Source organism: Promicromonospora panici (assembly GCF_900608595.1).
GTDB lineage: Bacteria > Actinomycetota > Actinomycetes > Actinomycetales > Cellulomonadaceae > Promicromonospora > Promicromonospora panici.
Genome location: NZ_UWYY01000020.1, coordinates 68,171 through 90,020, shown reverse-complemented (window position 1 = coordinate 90,020; position 21,850 = coordinate 68,171). Strand labels below are relative to the sequence as shown.

The window sequence follows — 21,850 nt, the reverse complement described above, 5'->3', positions numbered from 1 at the left end:
CCGGTGCCCGACTACTCTGAGCCCGTGAAGACCTTCGAGACCCTGTTCGCCGAGCTGACCGAGAAGGCCGAGACCCGTCCCGCGGGTTCCGGCACCGTGGCCCAGCTGGATGCCGGCGTCCATGCGATCGGCAAGAAGGTCGTCGAGGAGGCCGCCGAGGTGTGGATGGCGGCCGAGTACCAGTCGGACAGCGAGACCGCTGAGGAGATCTCTCAGCTCCTGTACCACCTGCAGGTTCTGATGGTCGCCAAGGGACTGACCCTCGAGGACGTGTACACGCATCTGTGACCCGGCCCCGGCAGGCTCCACCACTGGTGAGGCCCGTCGGGAGACCGGGGTTCCGCAGACCCGTCGTACACCCCAGAGAGGAACCAACCATGCTGCGTATCGCCGTCCCCAACAAGGGCTCCCTGTCCGGGCCCGCCTCCGAGATGCTGAGCGAGGCGGGCTACCGCCAGCGCCGGGACCACCGCGAGCTGGTGCTCGCCGACCCCGAGAACGACGTCGAGTTCTTCTTCCTGCGGCCGCGCGACGTCGCGGTCTACGTGGGTACCGGCACCGTCGACGTCGGGATCACCGGTCGCGACCTGATGCTCGACTCGGGCGCGGACGCCGTCGAGCACCTCGGCCTGGGGTTCGCCCGGTCCACGTTCCGGTACGCGGCGCCCGCGCTGCCCGGTGAGCCCGCAGCCGTGACCCAGGTGAGCGACATCGCGGGGCGGCGCGTGGCGTCGTCGTACACGACGCTCGTGGCGCAGCACCTGGCGAAGCAGGGCGTCGAGCCGGCCGCCATCGTGCACCTCGACGGCGCGGTGGAGTCGAGCGTGCGCCTCGGCGTCGCGGACGTCATCGCGGATGTCGTGGAGACCGGCACCACGCTGCGGGCCGCGGGTCTCGAGGTATTCGGCGACCCGATCCTGCGCTCGGAGGCCGTGCTGATCCGGCAGGCGGACGCCGAGCCGCCCGCGGGCCTGAGCATCCTGACCCGCCGCCTGGAGGGCGTCATCACCGCCCGCGAGTACGTCCTCATGGACTACGTGGTCCCTGCGGCGCGGCTCGAGGAGGCGGTGGCGATCACGCCGGGCAAGGAGTCCCCGACGGTTTCGCTGCAGCACCACAGCGACGCCCGCGCGGTGCGCGTCATGGTGCCGCGCCGGGAGACCAACCGGATCATGGACGCGCTGTACGACGTCGGGGCGCGCGCCATCATCGTGACGTCCATCCACGCCTCCCGGTTGTGACGCCGACCGGGTCGTGAGTCGATGGGGGTGGAGGCACGTATGAGCGCTACGGGCGATGACCGCTTCCGCACCTTCCGCGGCCGCTTCGGCACGCCGACGGCGTACGGGCTGGCGTTGTTGTGCGCCGGCGGGTGCACGTTCGTGGCCCTGGCGGCCAGCACCGCCGACACCGCGAACCGGATAGCGATCATCGTGTTCGGTCTGCTGGGCGCCGTGATCGCGTGGCGGTTCGGCGCCGTGCGCGCCGTCCCCGACCCGACCGGCCTCACCGTCGTGAACTACGCGACGAGCCGGCGCCTGGCCTGGGCCGAGATCGTGACGGTCCGGTTCGGTCCGAACGACCCGTGGGTGCACCTGGACCTGGCCGACGGTGACGTGCTCGCCGTCATGGGCATCCAGCGCGCCGACGGCGAGCACGGCATGGCGGAGGCCCGCCGCCTGGTAGCGCTCATCGCGGACCTGGGTGAAGCCGCAGAACCCGGCCGCCCCTCCCCGAGGTAGGACTGTGGCGAGGTAGGACTGTGGCGAGGTAGGACCTGGCTTGTGTGGTCCTACCTCGCCAGGGTTCTACCTCGCCACAGTCCTACCTCGAGGGGCGCGGGTCAGCGGGAGGTGCGGGATTCCCAGTGGGCCCCGCGGCCGCGGGGGCCGCGCTCGCCGTCCGGACGGCGGTGGTCGCCGCCGCTGCGCGGAGCCCGGTCCCGGTCGCCGCCGGGACGTGCCGGACCGCGGTCGAGCGTGATGCGCAGCGGCTTGCCGGCCACGCGGGCGCGGGCCAGACGGTCGAGCGCGTCGTTGTCGAGCGGCGCGATGATGTCCACGAGCGAGAAGCTGCCGAAGATGTCGATCTTGCCGACGTCGGCGCCCGTGATGCCGCCCTCGCCCGTCAGCGCGCCGACGATCCCGCCCGGCTGCACGCCGTGCGTGTGCCCGACGGCGATGCGGTAACGCGTGCCCCGGGCCGGACGGCGGATGCCGCGCTCGCCCTCGGAACGGCCACGGCGGTCACCGGAACGGTCGTGGCGGTCGCCGTCACGCGCAGTGCGACGGGCGGCGGCGGACCGGGCCTCGGCCTGCTCGCGCTCGTACTCCTCCTGCTCGGCACGGGCACGGGGGCCGTCGTCGCCGACCGCGAGCGCCGCCATGGCTGCGGCGATCTCGATGGGGTCGGTGCCGGTCTCTTCGGCGTAGGTGCGGATGAGGTCGGTGTACATCTCGAGGCGGCCGGCTTCGCGGCGGGCCTGGACCTTGCCGAGGGTGCGCTTGACCTGGTGGGCGGAGACGTCCCGGGGGGAGGGGATGTCGACCTCTTCGAGCTGGGCGCGGATGGTGCGCTCGATGCTGCGGAGCTTGCCGCGCTCGTGGGGGGTGACGAAGGTGAGTGCTTCGCCGGTGCGGCCGGCGCGGCCGGTGCGGCCGATGCGGTGGACGTAGGCCTCGGGCTCGCCGGGGACGTCGAAGTTGACGACGAGGCCGATGCGGTCGACGTCGAGGCCGCGGGCGGCGACGTCGGTGGCGACGAGCACGTCGAGGGCGCCGGAGCGGAGTCGCTCGACGATCTTCTCGCGTTCCTTCTGTGCGACGTCACCGGAGATGGTGGCGGCGGAGATGCCGCGTTCGACGAGGGCGGAGCCCACGTCTTCTGCGGCACCACGGGTACGGGTGAAGACGATCGCGGCGTCGGCGTCGGACGTCGCGAGGACGCGAGCGAGCGAGCCAACCTTGTGGCGGAACGGCACGACGGCGTAGGTCTGGCGGACCGCGGTGACGGTGGAGGCCTGCCGGGTGACGGCGATCTGCACGGGGTCGGTGAGGTGGTGGTCGGCGACCTTGCGGATCGCGGGGGGCATGGTCGCGGAGAAGAGGGCGACCTGGCGCTTGGCGGGTGCCTGGCCGAAGATCTCCTCGACGTCCTCGGCGAAGCCCATGCGGAGCATCTCGTCGGCCTCGTCGAGGACGAGGAAGCGGATGTCGTCGAGCTTGAGGGCGCCGCGCTCGAGGTGGTCCTTGATGCGGCCGGGGGTGCCGACGACGACGTGCACGCCGTCGCGCAGGGCGCGCTGCTGGGGTACGTAGGGTGCGCCGCCGTAGACGGGGAGCACGCGGACGTCGTCGAGCTTGGACGCGAACGACTCGATGGCGTCGGCGACCTGCATGGCGAGCTCGCGGGTCGGCGTCAGGACGAGGGCCTGCACCTTGCGGAGCTCGGGGTCGACGGCGGCGAGCAGCGGGAGGCCGAACGCGGCGGTCTTGCCGGTGCCGGTCTGGGCGACGCCGGTGATGTCGCGGCCGGCGAGCAGCTCGGGGATGGCGCGGGCCTGGATGGCCGAGGGCGTGACGAAGCCGAGCTCGTCGACGGCTGCCTGGAGCTGCGCGGGCAGGTTGAGGCTCGCGAAGGTCGGGCCGGTGGGCTCGGGTGCTTCGGCCTTGGGGGTGACGTCAGGAGTGGCGTCGGGGGTGACGGCCTCGGGGGTCGTCTGGTCGCCGGTGTCGGCGATGGCCTGCTCGGTGTCCTGCTGGGCAGGCGCGATCAGGTCATGGGTGTCGATAGACATGCAGTGCTGCACCGTTCGTCGTCGGGAGGGCGGAGTCAGGGCCGAGGTGAGGGCCCTCGCGTCGCTCGCTCCCGAAACACCTTCCCCGCAGCCAGGGCTGCGGGCCTGCCTCGCACGTTGTGTGCACACACGGGAAGACGACGAACTCCAAGGGGATGTGGCATCACCCTATCGGTTCACGGGCGCTTCGGCACAGAGCTGGGGAGCGTGACGTGCAGCACGCGGGGTGATGTCGTGCGTGGTGAGGCGGGTGGAGCAGGGGTCGGACGGCGTGCCAGTGCGGATACGCAACGGCTGCGACGTAAGATGGCGGCCGAGACGGAACCGGCGTGAGCGAGGGCGGTGTGCGTGTCCACTGGGGCGGAGATGAGCTCCCGGGTGCTGACCGTGCCCAACGTGATCAGCCTGGTGCGGCTGGCTCTCGTGCCGGTCTTCGCCGTGCTGATCGTCGTTGGCGAGGACGGTTGGGCGCTGCTGGTGCTCGCGGTCTCGGGCGTGTCGGACTGGCTCGACGGTGTGCTGGCCCGTCGCCTGAACCAGGTGACCCGGCTGGGTCAGATCCTGGACCCGTTCGCCGACCGTCTCTTCATCTTCGTGACCCTGATCGGTCTGGCGTGGCGCGAGGTCGTGCCCCTGTGGCTCGTCGTGGCGATCGTGGCGCGTGACGTGCTGCTCGCGCTGACCGTACCGGTGCTGGCCCGGCTGGGGTACGGGACGCTGAACGTGACGCTGGTCGGCAAGGTCGCCACCTTCGCCCTGCTGTACGCGTTCCCGCTGCTGCTCCTGGCGGAGGTGCCCGGCTGGGTCGGCGCGGCCGCGCACGTGGTGGGCTGGGCCTTCACGTGGTGGGGCGTCGGCCTGTACTGGCTGGCGGGGCTGCAGTACGTGGCGCAGGTGCGCCGGCTGGCGGCCGGGCCATGACCGCACCGGGCACCACGGTGCGGGATGCGACCGCGCCGGCCCGCGGCCGCCGTCCGGACGAGTCGATGACCCTCCTGCGGGAGGTCACCGAGCGCCCCCTGGACCCCGGGTACGCGCAGATGGCGCAGCGTCGCGCCGAAGCGGGTCAGGCGACGTCGCGGCGCGCCGTGCCGAGCTTGATCGCCCTGCTGCTGGTGGCGGTACTGCTCGGCGCGGCGACGACGGTGGTGGTCCGTGAGCTGCGAGCGCCGCAGCCGGTGGTGGCGAAGGGCCGGTCGGTGCTGATGGAGCAGATCCAGGACCGTAGTGCCGAGGTGGAGGCGTTGTCGCAGCGTGCGGCGGTGCTGAGCGCCGAGGTGGACGGGCTGCAGAGTGATGGGTTGCTGCCGTCGGCGGTGCGGGAGATCAACGAGCTGGACCGGTGGGTGAACGGTGCCGTGCCGGTGCGCGGTCCTGGCATGGTGGTGAAGCTGACCGACGGTTCGGGCGGTGGGCTGGTGGAGCCTGGTGACGCGCCGGCGGAGTCACGGGTGCGGGACGCGGACGTGCAGTTCGTCGTCAACGAGCTGTGGGCGGCGGGTGCGGAGGCGGTGGCGGTGAACGACGAGCGGTTGACGTCGTTGTCGGCGATCCGGAACGCGGGTGACGCGATCCTGGTGGACCTGCAGCCGTTGAACGGTCCGACGTACACGATCGAGGCGGTGGGTGACGCCGAGGCCATGCAGGTGGAGTTCGCGCGGTCGGCGGGGCTGGGGTTTCTGCAGCTGCTGAGCGCGGAGTACGACATCGAGAACGAGGTGACCACGAGCGAGGGGATGTACCTGCCGGGTGCGAGGTCCTCGACGCTGCGGTACGCGCGTACCCCGCAGTCCGGGGACGCGGGCACGACACAGGACGGTTCCGAACGGGACGGTTCCGGGCAGGGCAGTTCCACACAGGACCGTTCCGAGGAGGACAACGGATGATCGCGATCGTCGGGCTCGTGATCGGGGTGGTCGCCGGTCTGCTGCTGCAGCCGACCGTCCCGCTGATGCTGCAGCCTTATCTGCCGATCGCGGTGGTGGCGGCGCTGGATGCCCTCTTCGGAGGGCTGCGGGCGATGCTGGACGGCCTGTTCGACGACAAGGTGTTCCTCGTGTCGTTCCTGTCGAACGTGGTGGTTGCCGCGTTCATCGTGTTCCTGGGTGACCAGCTGGGTGTCGGCGGGCAGCTGTCGACGGCGGTCGTGGTGGTGCTCGGTATCCGGATCTTCTCGAACGCCGCATCGATCCGACGGCACATCTTCAAGGCGTGAGCATGAGCGACGAGCGGGACAGGGCCGACGACCCGGTCGAGGACCGGGTTGACGAGAAGCCTGACCGGACCGAGGCCGACGACGTCGGCAGTGAAGCTGCGGACGTCGACAGCGACACCGTCGAGGACGCCAGGGATTCCGGCGCCGAGGTTGCCGACGGCGCCGGGGCGCGTGCGGACGAGCCCCGCGCTGATCAGCCAGGCCCCGATGCTGCAGGCTCCGACGAGCCGGTGACGCCGGAGGCTCTCGAGCCCGCCACCTCCGCGGAACCGGAGCCCGAGCCGGCGTCGGGCTGGAAGCGCGTGGCGCAGCTGCTGCGGCCGCGCGGTACCCGTTCGGAGCTGCTGACGGGCCTGCTGTGCCTGGCGCTGGGCTTCGCCCTGGCGGTGCAGGTGGGGCAGTCGACGGGGGACCAGCTCAGCAGCCTGCGGCAGGACGAGCTGGTGCGGCTCCTGGACGAGGTGACGCAGCGCGCCGACCAGCTGGACGCGGAGGTCTCGGACCTGGAGGCGATCCGCGACGACCTGCAGTCCGAGGACGGGCGCGACCAGGCGGCGCGGGACCTGGCGCGGCAGCGCGCCGAGCAGGAGGGCATCCTGTCGGGCCGGCTGCCGGCCCAGGGCCCGGGCGTGCAGATCCACGTGGCCGACGGCGACCGCCCGCTCGAGGCACAGGCGCTGTTCAACCTGCTCGAGGAGCTGCGCAACGCCGGCGCCGAGGCGATCCAGGTCAACGGGGTGCGGCTGGTCACGACGAGCTACTTCGTCGACTCCGGCGGCGGTGTGGTGCTCGACGGCGCCGCGATCGCGTCCCCGTACGAGTGGACGGCCATCGGCGACCCCGAGACGATCGACCGCGCGCTGGAGATCCCCGGCGGGGCGCTGCCCCGGATCCGGGAGGAGGGCGGCGAGGCGACCACGACGGTGTCCGACCAGGTCAGCGTCGACGCCGTACGTATCCCGGGCGAACCGGAGTACGCCGACCCGGCCGACGAGGAGTGACAGAGCCGGGACGGGGGAGTGACGCCCGACACGTTCACCGCGTCCGCGCGGGGCTCGACGGCCTCACCTGTGGAAACCGGCATGCGGAACCGCCGCGAGGTGGGTAGTTTTATCCGGGTTGGTTCCCAACTTTGGTTCCCGCTTCCATCCCGATCGGGGTAGGTTGAGTGGAACCCGGACGAGGTACCAGGCGTTGTCCGGACGTAGTAGCAAACGCACCAGCCAGCTCATCCCCACAGCACCCGAGGAGACCTGATGACGGACCCCAGCGCCCATCCGGTCGGGCCCGATACCACGGCCAACCTGGGTCGCATCGCGTTCCCGACCTCTGACGAGCAGGCGCCCCGCACGGCGCTCAGCCCGGAGGAGGCCGCGGCCGTCGCCGCCCTCCCGCGCCACTCCGCACTGCTGATCGTGCAGCGCGGCCCGGGCTTCGGCGCACGTTTCCTCCTGGACACCGCTCGCAGCGTCGCCGGCCGCAGCGAGCAGGCCGACATCTTCCTCGACGACGTCACGGTCTCCCGCAAGCACGCCGAGTTCGTCCGCGAGGGCGACTCGTTCGTCGTCCGCGACATCGGCTCCCTGAACGGCACCTACGTCAATCGCGGCCGCATCGACGCCGCGACGCTGGTCACGGGTGACGAGGTGCAGATCGGCAAGTTCCGCCTGACCTTCCACGCCAGCCCGCAGTCGCCGGCGCAGTGGGGCGCGGGGACGCCCGCCCCGTGACGGCCGGCGCCGCACGCGTCCACCGCGGCACCGACCCCGCGCAGGAGCACGAGCTGGGCAATCTCCAGGGCGGTGAGCAGGGCCACGACCAGGCGGACGCCGACGCGCCGTGGCCCCGGGGCATCTCCCGCCAGGCCACCATGCGCATCAGCGACGTCCTGCGCGCCCTGGGCCAGGAGTTCCCGTCCGTCTCGCACTCCAAGCTCCGCTTCCTGGAGGAGCAAGGCCTGATCGATCCGGTGCGCACCCCCTCGGGCTACCGCCAGTACAGCCAGGCCGACGTCGAACGTCTGCGTTTCGTCCTCACCGAACAGCGCGACAGCTACATGCCGCTGAAGGTGATCAAGGAACGCCTCGCCGCGATGGACGCCGACCCCGACTCCGCCGAGCACCCCGCACCCCGCCTGGCCGGCGCCGGCGAGCCCGCCCGACGCCGCTGGACCGCACAGTCCGTGGCGCAGGCAGCGGGCGTCAGCGAGGAGTTGGTGCAGAACCTGGCCCAGGCCGGCCTCCTGCCGTCGTCGGGCAGCACGTTCGGGTCCGGCGCCGTCGAGGTCGCCCGCATCGCGGGCGCCCTGGCCGAGTTCGGCGTCGAGCCCCGGCACCTGCGGTCCTTCCGCACGGCCGCGGACCGGCAGGTCACGCTCGTGGACCAGGTCGTAGCGCCCCTGCGCAGCCAGCAGGCCAGCGCCGCCCGCGGACGCGCCGCGAACACGGCGAGCGACATGGGTGAGCTGTTCACCCGCCTGCACGCCGCCTGGATACGCCAGGGCATCGACGACCTCGGCTGAGCCATCCCCTCCCGCCCGCCGCTCAGTCCCAGGCGCGACGCGGGCGCGGCCCCGGTGCGGCGGAGCTGGATCTCACCCGGCATTTGCCGCCTGACAACGATTCCGTGGCCAGAAATTTGATCCGCGCGCGCGACGAGTGACCGCCAGAAGCCGTACGGTGAAAGCGTGAGGCCGGACGACGTGCCGATGGTCCCCGTGGAGATCCTCGGCGTTCGACAGCAGCAACGCGATCAGGAGATCGTCGTGCTGCTGCTGGACAGTGCCGCTGACCTGGCCATCCCCATCGTCATCGGCGCCCGCGAGGCCAGCGCCATCGCCATGGCCCAGGCCGGCCTCGCCACACCCCGCCCCATGACCCATGACCTGCTGCGGGACGTGCTGGGCGCCGTCGGCGTCACGCTCGAACGGGTGGAGATCGTGGCCCTGGAGGGCGGCATCTACTTCGCCGAGCTCGTCCTGAGCAACGGCGTCCACCTCGACTCCCGCGCCTCCGACGCGATAGCCCTCGCCGTGCGCACCGGCAGCCCCGTCCTGTGCTCGGCAGAGATCGTCGCCCTGGCCGGCGTCGAGATCGTCGACGTCGACCAGCAGGCCGAGGTCGAACGGTTCCGCGACTTCCTCGACCACGTCACCCCCGAGGACTTCCTCGGACCACCCGGCGGAGGGAGCCAGGGCGGCGGGCGAAACGGCTGATAGTGGACCAACTCGCGACACGCCGGGGCGTTTCACAGCCAGCATCTTTGAAATCACCTTCGACGCGCCATAGCGTGGCCACGACACCCCAGGAGGCACAGTGAACACCAGCGGTGAGAGAGCCACACGCGCTACGGTCCCGCACGGCGCGCAGGGTCTCCTCTTCGGTGAGGACCTGACGGAGCAGGACGCCACGACCGGCTATCGCGGCACCACGGCGTGCCACATCGCCGGCATCACCTACCGTCAGCTCGACTACTGGGCGCGCACCGGCCTCGTCGAGCCCAGCATCAAGCCCGCCACCGGTTCCGGCACGCACCGGCTGTACAGCTTCCGGGACATCCTGGTGCTCAAGGTCGTCAAGCGACTCCTCGACACCGGCGTCTCCCTGCAGCAGATCCGCACCGCCGTCACCGCACTGCGCGAGCGCGGTGTCGAGGACCTGGCGCAGATCACCCTCATGTCCGACGGCGCGAGCGTGTACGAGTGCACCTCACCGGACGAGGTCGTCGACCTCGTCGCCGGCGGCCAGGGCGTGTTCGGCATCGCCGTCGGACGAGTGTGGCGCGAGATCGAAGGCACCCTGTCCCAGATGCCGACCGAGACCCTCGAGCAGGGCGAGCCGGGGGAGGTCCCCGCGGTCGAGGGCGACGAGCTCGCACAACGCCGGGCCGCCAGGTCCGCCGTCTGAGGACGCAGCACCGCAACGACTCACCCAGCCGTCTGGAACGGGGTCACCACGCACCCCGGCCAGGCGGTCTGCCATACCCGGCGAGCGGGCGTAGCCTGCGAGCATGCAGCTCACCTTCCATGGTCACGCATGCGTCTCCCTCACCCTGCCCGACGGCGGCGGCACGCTCGTCATCGACCCCGGCACCTTCAGTGACACGGCCTCAGCGCTCATGGGCGCCGCGGCCGTGCTGATCACCCACGACCACTTCGACCACGTGGACGTCCCGACGCTCGTCGAATACCTCGCGTCGCACCCCGACGTCCACGTTCGGGCCAGCGGCCCCGCCACGGTCGCCCTGCGTGACGGCGGCGCGCCGTCGAACCAGGTGCACGAGGTCGAAGCCGGCCAGGTGCTCGACGTCGCCGGCACGCGGGTCACGGTCGGCGGCGGCGACCACGCGGTGATCCACCCCGAGGTCCCGCGCGCGGTCAACGTGACCTACCTGATCGAGGTCGACGCGCAGAGCCTCTACCACCCCGGCGACTCGTACGAGGCGCCCACGCGGCTGCCCGAGGACGGCCTCGACGTGCTCCTCGTCCCGGTGTCAGGGCCTTGGACGAAGCTGGCGGAGGCCATCGACTTCGCACGCTCCGTACCAGCCGGAGCCGTCGTGCCGATTCACGACGCCCTGCTGTCCGAGATCGGGCACACGCTGACCGCCCGGTGGCTGGACACCGCGCGCCTCGGCGGCGAGTACACCTACTCACGGCTCACGGTGGGCGACCTGCTGGCAGTCTGACGCGAGCGCCCCGGGCGCTGGTGCCGCATCCCGGACCTACCTGCCGCGCCCGTACTGCCCGGTTTGCGAGGTGTGGATGCCCTGGGCGACGCTGTGCCGGTGGCAGAGCAAGAGATCGAACAGGCAACCGACCTCGCCGTGACCCTCGGGTGGGTGGTTCTCGCCATCACCTTGGCGTTCGTCGTCGTGACGCTCGCCTCCAAGCTGGTCCGGTTCGCGGCCCGTCGCCACGACACGGTCCGGGAGATCGCGCTGCGGATGCGCTGGCCCGCGCACGCGACCTTCATGGTGCTGGGCATGTGGATCGCCGTATGGTCGACCGCCAACCGCGACGACCCCTGGCTGCCCGTGCTCGAGCACGTCGTGCTCGTGTCGGTCATCCTCAGCTCGGCGTGGATGGTCGCCACCATCGCGCTCGTCATCGAGGACCGGGCGCTGCACCGGGTCGGCAACCGCCTGTCGGGCCGGCACGCGCGCCGGCTGCGTACCCAGATCATGGTGGTGCGACGCCTGACCATCGGACTGGTGTCCGTGGTGGCCTGCGCCGCCGTCCTGTTCACCTTTCCCGAGGCGCGGACCGCGAGCGCGAGCCTGCTGGCATCGGCGGGCGTCCTGTCCGTGATCGCCGCACTGGCCGCCCAGTCGTCCCTGGGCAACGTGTTCGCCGGGCTGCAGATCGTGTTCAGCGACGCGGTACGGGTCGGCGACGTCGTGGTCGTGGAGGGGGAGTGGGGCAGGATCGAGGACATCACCCTGGCGTACGTCGTGGTGGGCATCTGGGACGAGCGGAAGCTGATCCTGCCCTGCACCTACTTCACGTCGACGCCCTACGAGAACTGGACGCGACAGTCGTCGGAGGTGCTGGGCACGGTGGAGATCGACGTGGACTTCCGCGTGCCGCTGGACGACATGCGCGCGGAACTACGACGGATCGTGACCGAGTCGCCGTTGTGGGACGGGCGCGTGGTCAGCCTCCAGGTGACGTCAGCGGTCTCCGGGGTCGTGCGGGCGCGGGCGCTGGTCAGCGGTGCGGACAGCTCCGCCCTGTGGGACCTGCGGTGCGAGGTCCGCGAGGGTCTCGTGTCGTGGCTGCAGCGCGAGGCGCCCGACGCGCTGCCGCGGAGTCGGTGGGAGAGCGGCGCCGCGGGCGCCGTCGCGGAGGGGGCCGCGCAGATCCGGGTGTGACCGGCTCACGGCTCACAGCGGGGGAGGTCCTCGCCGTCTGAGGTCTGAGGCCTGGCCCGGGTCACGACCCGGCTCGTAGGTGGTCTCGCGCCCACTGCTCGAAGCTGGTCAGCGCGATGCCGAGGTCCCGCGCGTACTGCGGGCGGCCCGGCTGGCCCGCCACGTTCATCCACTCGAGCGACGCGCCCATCGCCGGCATGCCTGCCGCGAGGGCTTGCTCCTCGGTCATGTCCGGCGCGGACAGCGGCACGTCCAGAGCGCGGGAGAGCACCTCGGCGATCTCGGTCATGGACAGGTAGTCGCTCGCCAGCTCCAGCTCGACGCCGTCGAACCGCTCCGGCGCCACGAGGGCCGCGGCCGCGGCGGTGCCGATGTCCCTGACCGCGACCAGGGACAGTCGGGTCCGGGGATTCAGGACGCTCACGAGACCGCCCTCGACGCCCCGCGGGAACATGTATGCCATCGACGGGTGGAAGTTCTCCATGAAGGTGCCCGGCTTGAGCAGCGTCCAGCGCGGAAAGCCGGCCTCGCGGGCCCGGTCCTGGACCGCGGTCTTGGCGCTCAGGGAGGGTTCGACCGCCCAGCGTCCCTCGGCCCAGCCGGGAACCTCGGTGTGCTGGCCCGCGCCGGAGACCGACGTGTGCACGAACTGCGGCACTCCCGCGGCCCGCGCGCCCTCGATGAGGTTGGTGCCCTGGGTGACCTCCCCGGCGAAGTCGAAGCCGTCCGGGGTGTAGGCGGGCATCTGCACGGAGAAGACGGCGCGAGCGCCCGTGGCTGCCCGGACCACGGAGTCGACGTCGTGCAGATCGCCGGTGACCAGCTCGGCGCCCAGCGCCTCGACCGCCTTGGCCCGGACGCCGGCCGGGTCACGCACCAGGGCGCGGACGGGAACCCCCGCGGCGAGGAGCGCGCGAGCCGTCGCGCCGCCCTGCCTGCCGGTGGCGCCGGTGACCAGGACAGGTCGGGCGTCGACGGGTGTGGTGGACAGGGCTGACGCCGACATGGGTGCTCCTCGTTGCTCATCAACTAAATGGCGGGTCCCGCCGTTTACTGGGCGCTACGATATGGCGAGCCCCGCCATTTAGCAAGGAGGTGCACGATGCCCGAGCGTCAGCGCGCCGATGCCCGGCGCAACTACGCGCGGATTCTCGCCGTGGCCGAGGAGGAGGTGGCGGCCCATGGCGCCGGTGCGTCCCTGGAGCAGATCGCTCGCGTCGCGGGCGTGGGTTCGGCGACGGTACGCCGGCACTTCCCGACGCGTCGTGCGCTGGTGGAGGCGGTCTCGCGGGAGCGGATCGACGCCCTGGTCGCTCGCGCCCAGGAGCTCGCCGGCGTCGGCGACAGCAGGAAGGCGCTGCTGGACTGGCTGAGCGACGTCGTCGCCTACTGTGTCTCCGCCCGCGGGCTGGCGGCCGCACTGACCTACGAGGGGACCGAGCCCGAGTCGATCCACGAGAACAGCTGCACGACGGCGCTGGAGAACGCGGGAAAGCCACTCCTGCACCGTGCCGTGCGGGACGGCGCGGTCGACGCGGGGGTCACCGTCGTCGACCTGATCACGCTGGCTGTCGGCGTGGTCCTGGCGACGGAGCACCATGCGGACCGTGGCGCTGCGGCGGAGCGGCTGTTCGGGCTGGCTGTCGGGGGACTGAGCCCGCGTGGCTGAGGAAGGGTCCCGGCTTCCTGCGGAGGCAGACCCACTCGTTTGCCCGTCCGGCCCCGGGTAGTCGGCGTCCGTTACAGCAGGGGCCGCAGGGGGACCAGGAGGGCTTCGCCGATCTTGGCGAGCGCGCCGCGTTCCTCCCACTGTTCGAGCGTGAGCTCCTGCGCGTTGGACAGGTCCATGGTGAAGACGTCTTCCATGCGGCCGGCCAGCCCGGGGTCGACGATCTCGAGGTTGACCTCGTAGTTGCCGGTGAGGCTGAGGCGGTCGATGTTGGCGGTGCCGATCGTGGTCCAGCGCCGGTCGATGGTGGCGGTCTTCGCGTGGACCATGGCGCCCTGGTACAGGAAGATCCGCACCCCGCCGCGCAGCAGGGAGGCGTAGTGGCCGCGGGCGAGCCAGTCGGCCACGACGTGGTTGGAGCGGTGCGGGACCAGGACGCGGACGTCGACGCCGCGGGCGGCTGCGGCGAGCAGCGCGGTGTGGATGTCGTGGTCCGGGATGAAGTACGCCTGGGTGATGTAGATGTGGCTGGTGGCCCGGTCGATGGCGTCGAGGTAGATGCCGCGGATGGGGAACACGAGCTCGGAGGGCGCGTTGCGGGCTGCCTTGAGGTGGGGCATCCAGGTGCCGGAGCCGACGTCCGACAGGATCGGGTGGCGCGGCTTGCGGTGCCGGTTCCAGAAGTCGACGAACGCGTTGCGCAGTTCCCACACGGACGGCCCGGCGAGGCGGACATGAGTGTCGCGCCATTGCGTCGCGTACAGGGAGCCGATGTTGTAGCCGCCGACGAAGCCGACCTCGTCGTCGACCACCAGGATCTTGCGGTGGTCGCGGCCGGAGGTGCGGATGTTGAGGTAGGCCATCCCGGGGCGCAGCACGGGGAAGCGCAGCACGTGCACGCTGGGCGGGAAGCGGAAGAACGAGTAGGGGACGACGAGGTTGGCGAAGCCGTCCACGATGACGTAGACGTCCACGCCGCGTGCGGCCGCGTCGATCAGCGCCTGCTTGAACTGCTGGCCCACCTGGTCGCTCTTCCAGATGTACGACTCGAGCATCACGGTCTTGCGTGCACCCTGGATGGCGTCGAGCATCGCCTCGAACAGGTCCGCGCCGTAGGTGTAGACCGTGGTGGCGGTCTCGTCGATGTGCTCCGTGAGCGGCTTCTCGGTGGGGAACTTCGAGGTGAGCGGGTGCACGCGCCGTCGGATCTTGTCGGTCACCATGAGCGCGACCGCTGCCCCGACCGGCACGGCGGCCGCGACGATCGCGGCGCGGGTCGCGAGCGTGCGGGCACGCTGCATGAAGCCGGACGGGATGTCGAGCGTGAGCTTCGGGAGATTACCGGGGATCTTGCGGGACGCCACGACCTCACGGTACCCGGTCTCGGCAGATCGGCCCGGCATTTTACGGGGTCTCACTCGATGGCCGCGGCCAGCGGGTGGGAGCGGATGGCGGCCGCGAGCTCGCCCTCGATGCGGTCGAGGTAGACGCCGGTCGTGGCGATCGACGCGTGGCCGAGCAGCTCGGCCACGACCTTGACGTCCCAGCCGTCGGCCACGAGCAGGGTCGCCGTGGTGTGCCGCAGCGCGTGGGGCGTGGCCTCACGCTGGTAGGGCGCGGGCATACGGGCCACCGCACGCGTGAGCAGGGCGCGGATCGCCTGGGTGTCGATGCGGCGTCCGCGCCAGGACAGCAGGAGCGCACGCTGGGCGTCGTCGTCCTGGGGGCGTTTGGCCGCCAGGACGGGTCGCAGGTGGGTGAGGTAGTCGTCCAGGGCACGGGCCAGCGGCGGGGACAGCGTCACGGTGCGGGTGTTCCCGCCCTTGCCCCGGATGCGCCAGGTGGCACGGCCGGGCTCGCGGGCCATGTCGTCGACGTCGGTCCGGGCGAGCTCCGAGACACGCGGGCCGAGCACCAGCAGCAGTGCGACGACGAGCCGGTCACGCAGGGCGAGGTCCTGGTCGGTACGGGCGGGGGAGTCGGCCGGACCGGTGGCCAGGAGGCTGCGGGCAGCTCCGGCCGACAGGGCTGTGCGCGCCGTGCGCAGCGTGCCACGCACCTTGGCGGGCGGGGCCGCCCACTGCATCGGATCGGCCTGCACCCAGCACTCGCGGGCGGCGTACGCGAAGAACCGGGTCACGGACTGCCGGAACCGGTTGACCGTGGCTGTGCTGCGCCCCGGGCCCGGCTTACGCCCCGGATCCGTGTACCGGGCGTCGGGCGCCGACTGGTAGCGCACCAGGACACTGTCGACGTCCGCACCCGTGACGTCGTCCAGGATCCGGTCGCGGCCCGTGAGCCTGCCGAACTCCGTGACGTCACGCGTGTAGCTGCGCGCCGTGGCGGGTGACAGGACACCACGGATCGTCTCGACCTCGACCGCCGCGAGATAACGGCGGGTGGCTTCGTCGACGGTGATGCGCTCGAGGCGCGGGGGAGCGACCATGAGCGTCACCCTAGGCGGCACCACTGACACTCCCGAATTGCCGGAATAAGCCCCTGACCTGCGACGAGACATCCGTCCAGAGATGTCAGACGTACGGGTCACCTGAGTGCCCCGTACGTCTAACACGGCAGCTCTGACACGGCAGCGGGAGCGGGTCAGGCCAGGTCGCGCCGGCGCATCACCGTCAGGACCACCACGACCAGGCCCACGACGTACGCCGCGACCGTGAGCACCGCCTGTTCGCCGCCGATGACGTCGAGCACACCCGGCGTGCCGGAACCCGTCCCCGTGAGCGACCCCACCAGGGAGCCCGCTGCCGTGCCCGGCAGGAAGTGCGTGAGCTGCTCGATCGCGTCCAGCAGGGAGCCGACACCACGCAGCAGGTTCTCCACCACCAGCGCCCAGACCAGACCCAGGCCCACCGCGAGCGCCGGACCGCGGGCGATGATGCCGACCGCGTAGCCGAGCAGGGCCCACATCTGAAGGACCAGGAGCCCGCCGCCCACCGCCCGCGCGAGGTCGCCCGCCGTCGGCCAGGTGATGGCCTCGCCCTCGGTCAGGGCGATCCCCGCCGAGACGACGGTGAACAGGACGAGCGTGATCGCGACGATGAGGACCACGAACGCGCTCAGCGCCATCAGGGATCCGCCGACGACCGCCGGCCGGGACGGGCCCTGTGTGAACGCCGTCTTCCACGTACCCCAGCCGAAGCCGTTGCCCGCCACGAGGGCGCCGAGCACCATCGCGAGCGCCCCGCCGAACATGGGCATGCCCTGCACCAGGACGTCGGGCACGGCCTGTGGCAGCAGCCCGGTCAGGAGGGCATCCCGGGCCGCGCCCGCTGTGGTGCCTTCGGTGGCGAAGCTCTCCGTGCCGGTGGCGTAGGAGACGTAGTCGAAGACGTACCCGAAGGTCAGGGCCAGGGCGATCCAGGCGCCGACGGTGATCCACACCGCGGGCCACTTGCGCAGCCGGAGCAGCTCCGCGCGGGCGCTGTCGAGGACGGCGGTCATGAGACGGTCTCCTTCATGTTCGCGTTCGAGGCGCTGCCCGGGGCGGCGGCGCCGGTCGTCATCTCGAAGAACACCTCTTCGAGGGTGCGTTCACTGGGCGCCACCTCGTGCACGTCGACGCCGGCGGCGACCAGCGCCCGCGTCAGATCGGGCGCGGCCGAGGCGGGCAGGCCGACACCCAGGGCGCCGTCGGGCAGCGTGCGGACGCCGTCCGGGCCGGCCATGCGGGTGGCGACCGCGAGCGCCGTGTCCGCAGGAGTGGCACGCACCCGCACGGTGATGCCGCCCCGCAGGTCGGCGACCGCCGCCTCACGCAGGAGACGACCGTGGTCGATCACGCCCACCCGGTCACAGATCTCCTGTACCTCCGTCAGCAGATGACTGGACAGCAGCACCGTGCGACCGCCCCGGGCCAGCGACACCACCAGCTCACGCATGTCCGCCATACCCGCCGGGTCCAGCCCGTTGGTCGGCTCGTCCAGGATCACCAGCTCCGGGTCACCGAGCAGGGCCGCCGCGACCCCGAGACGCTGCTTCATCCCCAGGGAGTACCCCTTGTACGCGTCGTCACCACGCCCGGCCAGATCGACCAGGTCCAGGACCCGCTCCACCTCCGCACGCGGTAGATGCCGGTAGCGAGCCAGGGAGCGCAGGTTGTCCCTGCCGGACAGGTACGGGTAGAAGCCCGGCCCCTCGACCAGGGCACCGACCCGGCCCGTCACGTCCGCTCGCCCCGCCGGACGGCCCAGCACCGACGCCCGACCCGCGGTAGGCCGGACCAGGCCCAGCACCATCCGCAGCGTCGTCGTCTTACCCGCACCGTTGTGGCCCAGGAAGCCGTACACCTCACCACGCCGCACCGTCATGCTGACGCCGTCGACGGCGACCCGGTCGCCGTACCGCTTCGTCAGCGCGTCGGTGCGCAGCACCAGCTCGCCCGTCTCGTTCACGCCTGTGTCCATGTCCCCACCGTGCGCCCCGGAGGAGGGGTGCGGCGTCCGTCCAGGAGCGACACCCGCCTACGCAGGTTTGCGTACGCACCGACCCCTCCGGCTCAACACCGGCCCGATGCCCGACGGCGCTCCGGACTCCGGCTCGTGTCCGGCCCGGCACCTGAACTCTGCTGAAGTCACGGTCGGGCGCGTGGTTGAATCCGCTGATGCGTGCCATCGTCTTCGACCGGTTCCGGGGCCCCATCGACGTCCGCGAGGTGTCCGCACCGCAGGCGCCCGACGGCGGGGTGGTCGTGCGGGTGCATGCCACGGGCCTGTGCCTGAGCGACTGGCATGCCTGGTCGGGGCACGACAGCGACATCACCGAGCTGCCGCACGTCCCCGGCCACGAGCTCGCGGGCACGATCGACCAGGTCGGCGCCGGCGTCACGAGATGGCAGGTGGGGGACCGGGTCACCGTGCCGTTCGTGAGCGGCTGCGGGACGTGCGAGTGGTGCCGCGGCGGTCAGGCGCAGGTCTGCCCCGACCAGACCCAGCCCGGGTTCACGCACTGGGGCTCCTACGCGGAGCTCGTCGTGCTGCACGCGGCCGACGCCAACGTGGTCGCCATCCCCGACGGCGTCTCGTTCGAGACCGCTGCGAGCCTGGGCTGCCGGTTCGCCACCGCCTACCGGGCCGTGGCCGGGCGGGCACGGGTCGAGGCAGGGGAGTGGGTCGCCGTGGTCGGTGCGGGGGGCGTCGGGCTCAGCGCCATCATGATCGCCGTGGCCCGCGGCGCGCACGTGGTGGCGGTCGACCGGTCGCCGGTAGCGCTGGAAGCGGCCCGCCGCGCCGGTGCCGAGCGCACGGTGCTCGCCGACGGCCTCGACGTCCCGGCTGTCGTGCAGCAGCTGACGGACGGCGGGGCCCACGTCGCGGTCGACGCCGTCGGCAGCGAGCAGACGTGCGCCGACGCCATCGGAAGCCTGCGCCGAAGCGGGCGCCACGTCCAGGTGGGGCTGTTCGCGCCCGTCGACGGCGGACCGCGCGTGCCCATGGGCCGGGTGATCGCCTGGGAGCTCGACGTGCTGGGCAGTCACGGCATGGCCGCCGCCGATTACCCGGAGATGCTCGCGCTGGTCGCGTCCGGGGCGCTCCGGCCCCAGGATCTGCTCGACCGGGTGGTCGGTATGACCGAGGCGGCCGCGCTCGTGCCGACGATGGATTCCGCGCCGCGAGCCGGGATGGTGGTGCTCGACCCGCGGCTGCCCTAGGGCTCTGAGACCCAGTGCAGGACGGCGTCCAGCGGCGCGGGCACCCGGTCCAGGGCGACCGCCTGCGCCAGGCGGCGCCCGTAACGCTCCTTGCGGCCGCTCTTGGAACCGATGAAGCGGTGCAGCTGCTGGATGGTGGTGCGTTCGCGCTGCGCCGGCTGGCCCTGCAGCAGCTCGAACCTGCGCAGCTCACCCTCGGACTCGATCAGGGCGAGGAGCCCGTCGACACCGATCGCCCGGATGAGCTCGTCCTCGAGGTCGCGGTCGCACCGGAAGAAGCCGAGATCGGCCAGGGGAGTGGCTGCCGCGAACGGGCGCAGGCCCATCCGGTCCAGTCCCTTGATGACGAAGCGCTCCTCCGCGGCGTCGTACAGGCCTCCGACACGGACGTCCTGGCCGGCGAGCGCGACGAGGTGATGCCCGACGTTGGTGATCCCGCCCATCGCCACGACCTGCACCCCGAGATCGGAGAGGGGGAGGCCCCTGCGTGCCGCGAGTGTTTCGACCGCCGCACGGTCGCTCTCGCCCTCGACGAGCACGGCGGTGCTCGTCGAGGCGGAGAGGATCCCGGCGAGATTCATGGTCCGAGGATGGTATGCCTCGTGCCCGGGAGCGGCCGCAGGATTTTCGGGGTGTTACTGTGTTGACCTTCTTTGCTGGCTGTAGACCGATGTGTTGCGCTATACACAATGCTTTGGATGTGTTGGTGTCCTGTTGGTGGGGCAGGGGCGCTGCCGGCTGTCCGCGTGGCGGGGTGCGGCTTGGCCAGGTGCTGGTGAGCGGCTGCATGCCGGTGTTGAGCAACCGACCGAACTCGGAGCGCCTTCGTCGCGGGCGATTGTGCGCCGGCGCGAACGGCGAGGCTGAGCGCTCGCAACGAGGCTGAGCGCTCAAAGCGCATGTCACGGGCGCAGCGCTGCGAGTGCACAGCATGCACGGCCCAGGGCAGCGGTCTCCGGGTCGATCCTCGCCATAATGACATAATGTGCATTATCGGATGTATCCGGAAGGAGCTCTGGGACCAGCCACCACACCGCTGAATCACTGACAGAGCCCGCAGCACACATGCGAGGCTGAGCGCGTGCGCCAGGACCCGATAGTCATCCAGCCTCACGACCCCGGCTGGGCCGAACTCTTCGCCACGCAGAAGGCAGCGCTCGAGCCTGTGCTAGTCAGCTGGCTCGTTGCCCCCATCGAGCACATCGGCTCGACGTCGGTCCCTGGGCTTCCCGCCAAGCCGATCATCGACATGGTCGCCGTGACCGACGACTACACAGGCTTCGCTCCGGCGCTCTCGGAGCTGCAACGGATCGGCTGGACCCACGCACCGGAGCCCGGCGACGAAGTTGAACGCAAATGGTCGGTGTGCTTCCCGACGGTGGAACATCGCACGCACCACCTGCACGTCGTGGAACGGAACTCCGCCTCGTGGCGCGACTGGCTGCTGTTCCGTGACTACCTGCGCACCCATGCCGAGCCGGCCGAGCAATACGCCGCCCTGAGGAGCGAGCTCGCCGTGGCAGACCGCCACGACCGCGTCCGCTACCGGTCCGGCAAAGCACCCCTGATCGGTGAGCTGATGCAACGGGCACGCGCCTGGAACGACAATTCGCTGACATAACTGTACTCAGCTGACACCGTCCCCCGTGGTCGTGCGACCAGGCAGAATCGCCATGATGACCTCAGCACCCGCGATTCCCGCCCTCGCCGCCGCGCTCCGCGCCCGCCCCACGGTTCGCCTCGGCGACGACGTCGACCCGGACGTGCGTGACGCGCTCGTCGCCTGGGCGCAGGCGCAGAACCTGAAGGTGATCGAGCACGGCGCGACGCTCGCGGTCACGACAAGACCCGAGCACGCCGTGGGCTCCGCATGGGTGCACTGTCCCTTCGCCGGCGTGGAGCACCTGGTTCCGGCGTTGCCCGACGGCGTGCTCCTGACCCGCACCACCGGCACGATGCCGCAGCGCATGGCCGAGTACGTCCTGACCTGGGTCCTCGCCGAACGCTGGCAGACGGCCCGCTACGTCGCCGACTCGGCGTCGGCCACGTGGGATCCGTCCAGGCCATCCGCACCGCCCACCCGGGACGGCGCGATCGTGGTGGGTACGGGAGCCGTGGGAAAGGCGATCGGCCGGGCGCTGGCCGCCGTCGGGCACCGGGTCACCGGACTGAGCAGGAGCGGGCGACCCGACGACGCCTTCGACGCCGTCCTCCCCCTGGCCGACGCGCACAGCACGCCGGCGCTCGCCAGGGCCGACGTCCTCGTGCTGGCACTCCCCCACACGGCGCAGACCGCGGGCCTGATCACCCCGGAGCTCCTCGCCGCCTTCGACGCCGTCCACCTGGTCAACGTCGGACGCGGGTCGGCCGTGCGCACCGCGACCCTGCTGGGCGCACTCGACGCGGGCCGAGTCCGGCACGCGACGCTCGATGTCACCGAACAGGAGCCGCTGGAGCCGTCGTCGCCTCTGTGGCGCCGTCCCGACGTCACGATCACGCCCCACGTCTCCGGCCTCACACTGCCGTCCGACGTCGTGACCAGCCTCGACGCGGCGTTCGTCGAGATCCGTCGCGGTGTTCGTCCGGCGTCGGCGGTCGTGCGGGAACGCGGCTACTGAGCCACCACGCTGTTGA

The 21,850-nt window shown here is 71.5% G+C and carries 24 protein-coding genes; 17 read left to right on the top strand and 7 right to left on the bottom strand.

Annotated elements, in window-relative coordinates; genetic code table 11:
- Window positions 1-24: 24 nt before the first annotated feature.
- From EW117_RS22355 to EW117_RS22345, 3 genes are all read left to right on the top strand, one after another.
- On the top strand, window positions 25-288 hold the full coding sequence (locus tag EW117_RS22355) for a phosphoribosyl-ATP diphosphatase (protein ID WP_108494143.1): 264 nt from the start codon (window positions 25-27) through the stop codon (window positions 286-288).
- 89 nt (window positions 289-377) lie between these two features.
- A complete protein-coding gene (gene hisG, locus EW117_RS22350) occupies window positions 378-1,241 on the top strand; it encodes an ATP phosphoribosyltransferase (protein ID WP_129788904.1) in 864 nt (287 codons plus the stop codon).
- A gap of 39 nt (window positions 1,242-1,280) precedes the next feature.
- Complete coding sequence (locus tag EW117_RS22345) at window positions 1,281-1,742, top strand: PH domain-containing protein (protein WP_242504450.1); 462 nt, start codon at window positions 1,281-1,283, stop codon at window positions 1,740-1,742.
- A gap of 101 nt (window positions 1,743-1,843) precedes the next feature.
- Here the strand turns inward: EW117_RS22345 and EW117_RS22340 are convergent, their stop codons facing one another.
- On the bottom strand, window positions 1,844-3,796 hold the full coding sequence (locus EW117_RS22340; RefSeq protein ID WP_129788902.1) for a DEAD/DEAH box helicase: 1,953 nt from the start codon (window positions 3,794-3,796) through the stop codon (window positions 1,844-1,846).
- Window positions 3,797-4,162: 366 nt separating this feature from the next.
- Between EW117_RS22340 and clsA the strand changes: the two genes are divergently transcribed.
- The 10 genes from clsA (at window position 4,163) to EW117_RS22290 (ending at window position 11,882) form a co-directional block, all read left to right on the top strand.
- The gene (gene clsA / locus EW117_RS22335) at window positions 4,163-4,717 is read left to right on the top strand and encodes a cardiolipin synthase ClsA (protein WP_129788947.1); all 555 of its coding nucleotides are present in this window, start codon (window positions 4,163-4,165) and stop codon (window positions 4,715-4,717) included.
- A complete protein-coding gene (locus EW117_RS22330; protein ID WP_129788901.1) occupies window positions 4,714-5,682 on the top strand; it encodes a DUF881 domain-containing protein in 969 nt (322 codons plus the stop codon). Before clsA ends, EW117_RS22330 begins: the two co-directional genes overlap by 4 nt.
- The gene (locus tag EW117_RS22325) at window positions 5,679-6,011 is read left to right on the top strand and encodes a small basic family protein (RefSeq protein WP_129788900.1); all 333 of its coding nucleotides are present in this window, start codon (window positions 5,679-5,681) and stop codon (window positions 6,009-6,011) included. The genes EW117_RS22330 and EW117_RS22325 overlap by 4 nt, the downstream gene beginning before the upstream one ends.
- Window positions 6,012-6,013: 2 nt before the next feature.
- Window positions 6,014-7,012 carry a DUF881 domain-containing protein gene (locus tag EW117_RS22320; protein WP_242504448.1) on the top strand — a complete coding sequence of 333 codons (999 nt, stop codon included), beginning with the start codon at window positions 6,014-6,016 and terminating at the stop codon, window positions 7,010-7,012.
- Window positions 7,013-7,267: 255 nt separating this feature from the next.
- Entirely contained in the window at window positions 7,268-7,741 is a 474-nt protein-coding gene (locus EW117_RS22315) for an FHA domain-containing protein (protein ID WP_129788899.1), read from the top strand.
- Window positions 7,738-8,532, top strand: a complete 795-nt coding sequence (gene ftsR / locus EW117_RS22310; RefSeq protein WP_242504447.1) for a transcriptional regulator FtsR — start codon at window positions 7,738-7,740, stop codon at window positions 8,530-8,532. Before EW117_RS22315 ends, ftsR begins: the two co-directional genes overlap by 4 nt.
- A gap of 186 nt (window positions 8,533-8,718) precedes the next feature.
- A complete protein-coding gene (locus EW117_RS22305; protein WP_129788946.1) occupies window positions 8,719-9,225 on the top strand; it encodes a bifunctional nuclease family protein in 507 nt (168 codons plus the stop codon).
- Between the two features lie 100 nt (window positions 9,226-9,325).
- Window positions 9,326-9,916 (top strand): MerR family transcriptional regulator, encoded by a 591-nt coding sequence (locus EW117_RS22300; protein WP_129788897.1) that lies wholly within the window; start codon window positions 9,326-9,328, stop codon window positions 9,914-9,916.
- A gap of 103 nt (window positions 9,917-10,019) precedes the next feature.
- A complete protein-coding gene (locus EW117_RS22295) occupies window positions 10,020-10,697 on the top strand; it encodes an MBL fold metallo-hydrolase (RefSeq protein ID WP_129788896.1) in 678 nt (225 codons plus the stop codon).
- 99 nt (window positions 10,698-10,796) lie between these two features.
- Window positions 10,797-11,882 carry a mechanosensitive ion channel family protein gene (locus EW117_RS22290; RefSeq protein WP_129788895.1) on the top strand — a complete coding sequence of 362 codons (1,086 nt, stop codon included), beginning with the start codon at window positions 10,797-10,799 and terminating at the stop codon, window positions 11,880-11,882.
- A 61-nt stretch (window positions 11,883-11,943) separates the two neighbouring features.
- Here EW117_RS22290 and EW117_RS22285 read toward each other — a convergent pair whose 3' ends face one another.
- Window positions 11,944-12,888 (bottom strand): NmrA family NAD(P)-binding protein, encoded by a 945-nt coding sequence (locus EW117_RS22285; protein ID WP_129788894.1) that lies wholly within the window; start codon window positions 12,886-12,888, stop codon window positions 11,944-11,946.
- 96 nt (window positions 12,889-12,984) lie between these two features.
- On the opposite strand from EW117_RS22285, the gene EW117_RS22280 reads away from it, so the two are divergent.
- A complete protein-coding gene (locus tag EW117_RS22280; RefSeq protein ID WP_129788893.1) occupies window positions 12,985-13,551 on the top strand; it encodes a TetR/AcrR family transcriptional regulator in 567 nt (188 codons plus the stop codon).
- Window positions 13,552-13,622: 71 nt separating this feature from the next.
- Here the strand turns inward: EW117_RS22280 and EW117_RS22275 are convergent, their stop codons facing one another.
- The 4 genes from EW117_RS22275 to EW117_RS22260 form a co-directional block, all read right to left on the bottom strand.
- On the bottom strand, window positions 13,623-14,852 hold the full coding sequence (locus EW117_RS22275) for a phospholipase D-like domain-containing protein (RefSeq protein ID WP_129788945.1): 1,230 nt from the start codon (window positions 14,850-14,852) through the stop codon (window positions 13,623-13,625).
- Between the two features lie 113 nt (window positions 14,853-14,965).
- Window positions 14,966-15,997, bottom strand: a complete 1,032-nt coding sequence (locus EW117_RS22270; protein ID WP_129788892.1) for a tyrosine-type recombinase/integrase — start codon at window positions 15,995-15,997, stop codon at window positions 14,966-14,968.
- A 155-nt stretch (window positions 15,998-16,152) separates the two neighbouring features.
- A complete protein-coding gene (locus EW117_RS22265; protein ID WP_129788891.1) occupies window positions 16,153-17,010 on the bottom strand; it encodes an ABC transporter permease in 858 nt (285 codons plus the stop codon).
- Window positions 17,007-17,972, bottom strand: coding sequence for an ABC transporter ATP-binding protein (locus tag EW117_RS22260; protein ID WP_129788890.1), 966 nt, complete (start codon window positions 17,970-17,972; stop codon window positions 17,007-17,009). The genes EW117_RS22265 and EW117_RS22260 overlap by 4 nt, the downstream gene beginning before the upstream one ends.
- A 197-nt stretch (window positions 17,973-18,169) precedes the next feature.
- Between EW117_RS22260 and EW117_RS22255 the strand changes: the two genes are divergently transcribed.
- A complete protein-coding gene (locus tag EW117_RS22255; RefSeq protein WP_129788889.1) occupies window positions 18,170-19,216 on the top strand; it encodes an alcohol dehydrogenase catalytic domain-containing protein in 1,047 nt (348 codons plus the stop codon).
- On the opposite strand, the gene EW117_RS22250 is transcribed toward EW117_RS22255, so the two are convergent.
- A complete protein-coding gene (locus EW117_RS22250; protein WP_129788888.1) occupies window positions 19,213-19,797 on the bottom strand; it encodes a TOPRIM nucleotidyl transferase/hydrolase domain-containing protein in 585 nt (194 codons plus the stop codon). The two genes, EW117_RS22255 and EW117_RS22250, sit on opposite strands and share 4 nt — an antisense overlap.
- A 500-nt stretch (window positions 19,798-20,297) precedes the next feature.
- On the opposite strand from EW117_RS22250, the gene EW117_RS22245 reads away from it, so the two are divergent.
- Window positions 20,298-20,837, top strand: a complete 540-nt coding sequence (locus EW117_RS22245) for a GrpB family protein (RefSeq protein WP_129788887.1) — start codon at window positions 20,298-20,300, stop codon at window positions 20,835-20,837.
- A gap of 55 nt (window positions 20,838-20,892) precedes the next feature.
- Entirely contained in the window at window positions 20,893-21,834 is a 942-nt protein-coding gene (locus EW117_RS22240) for an NAD(P)-dependent oxidoreductase (RefSeq protein WP_165362820.1), read from the top strand.
- Window positions 21,835-21,850: the final 16 nt, after the last annotated feature.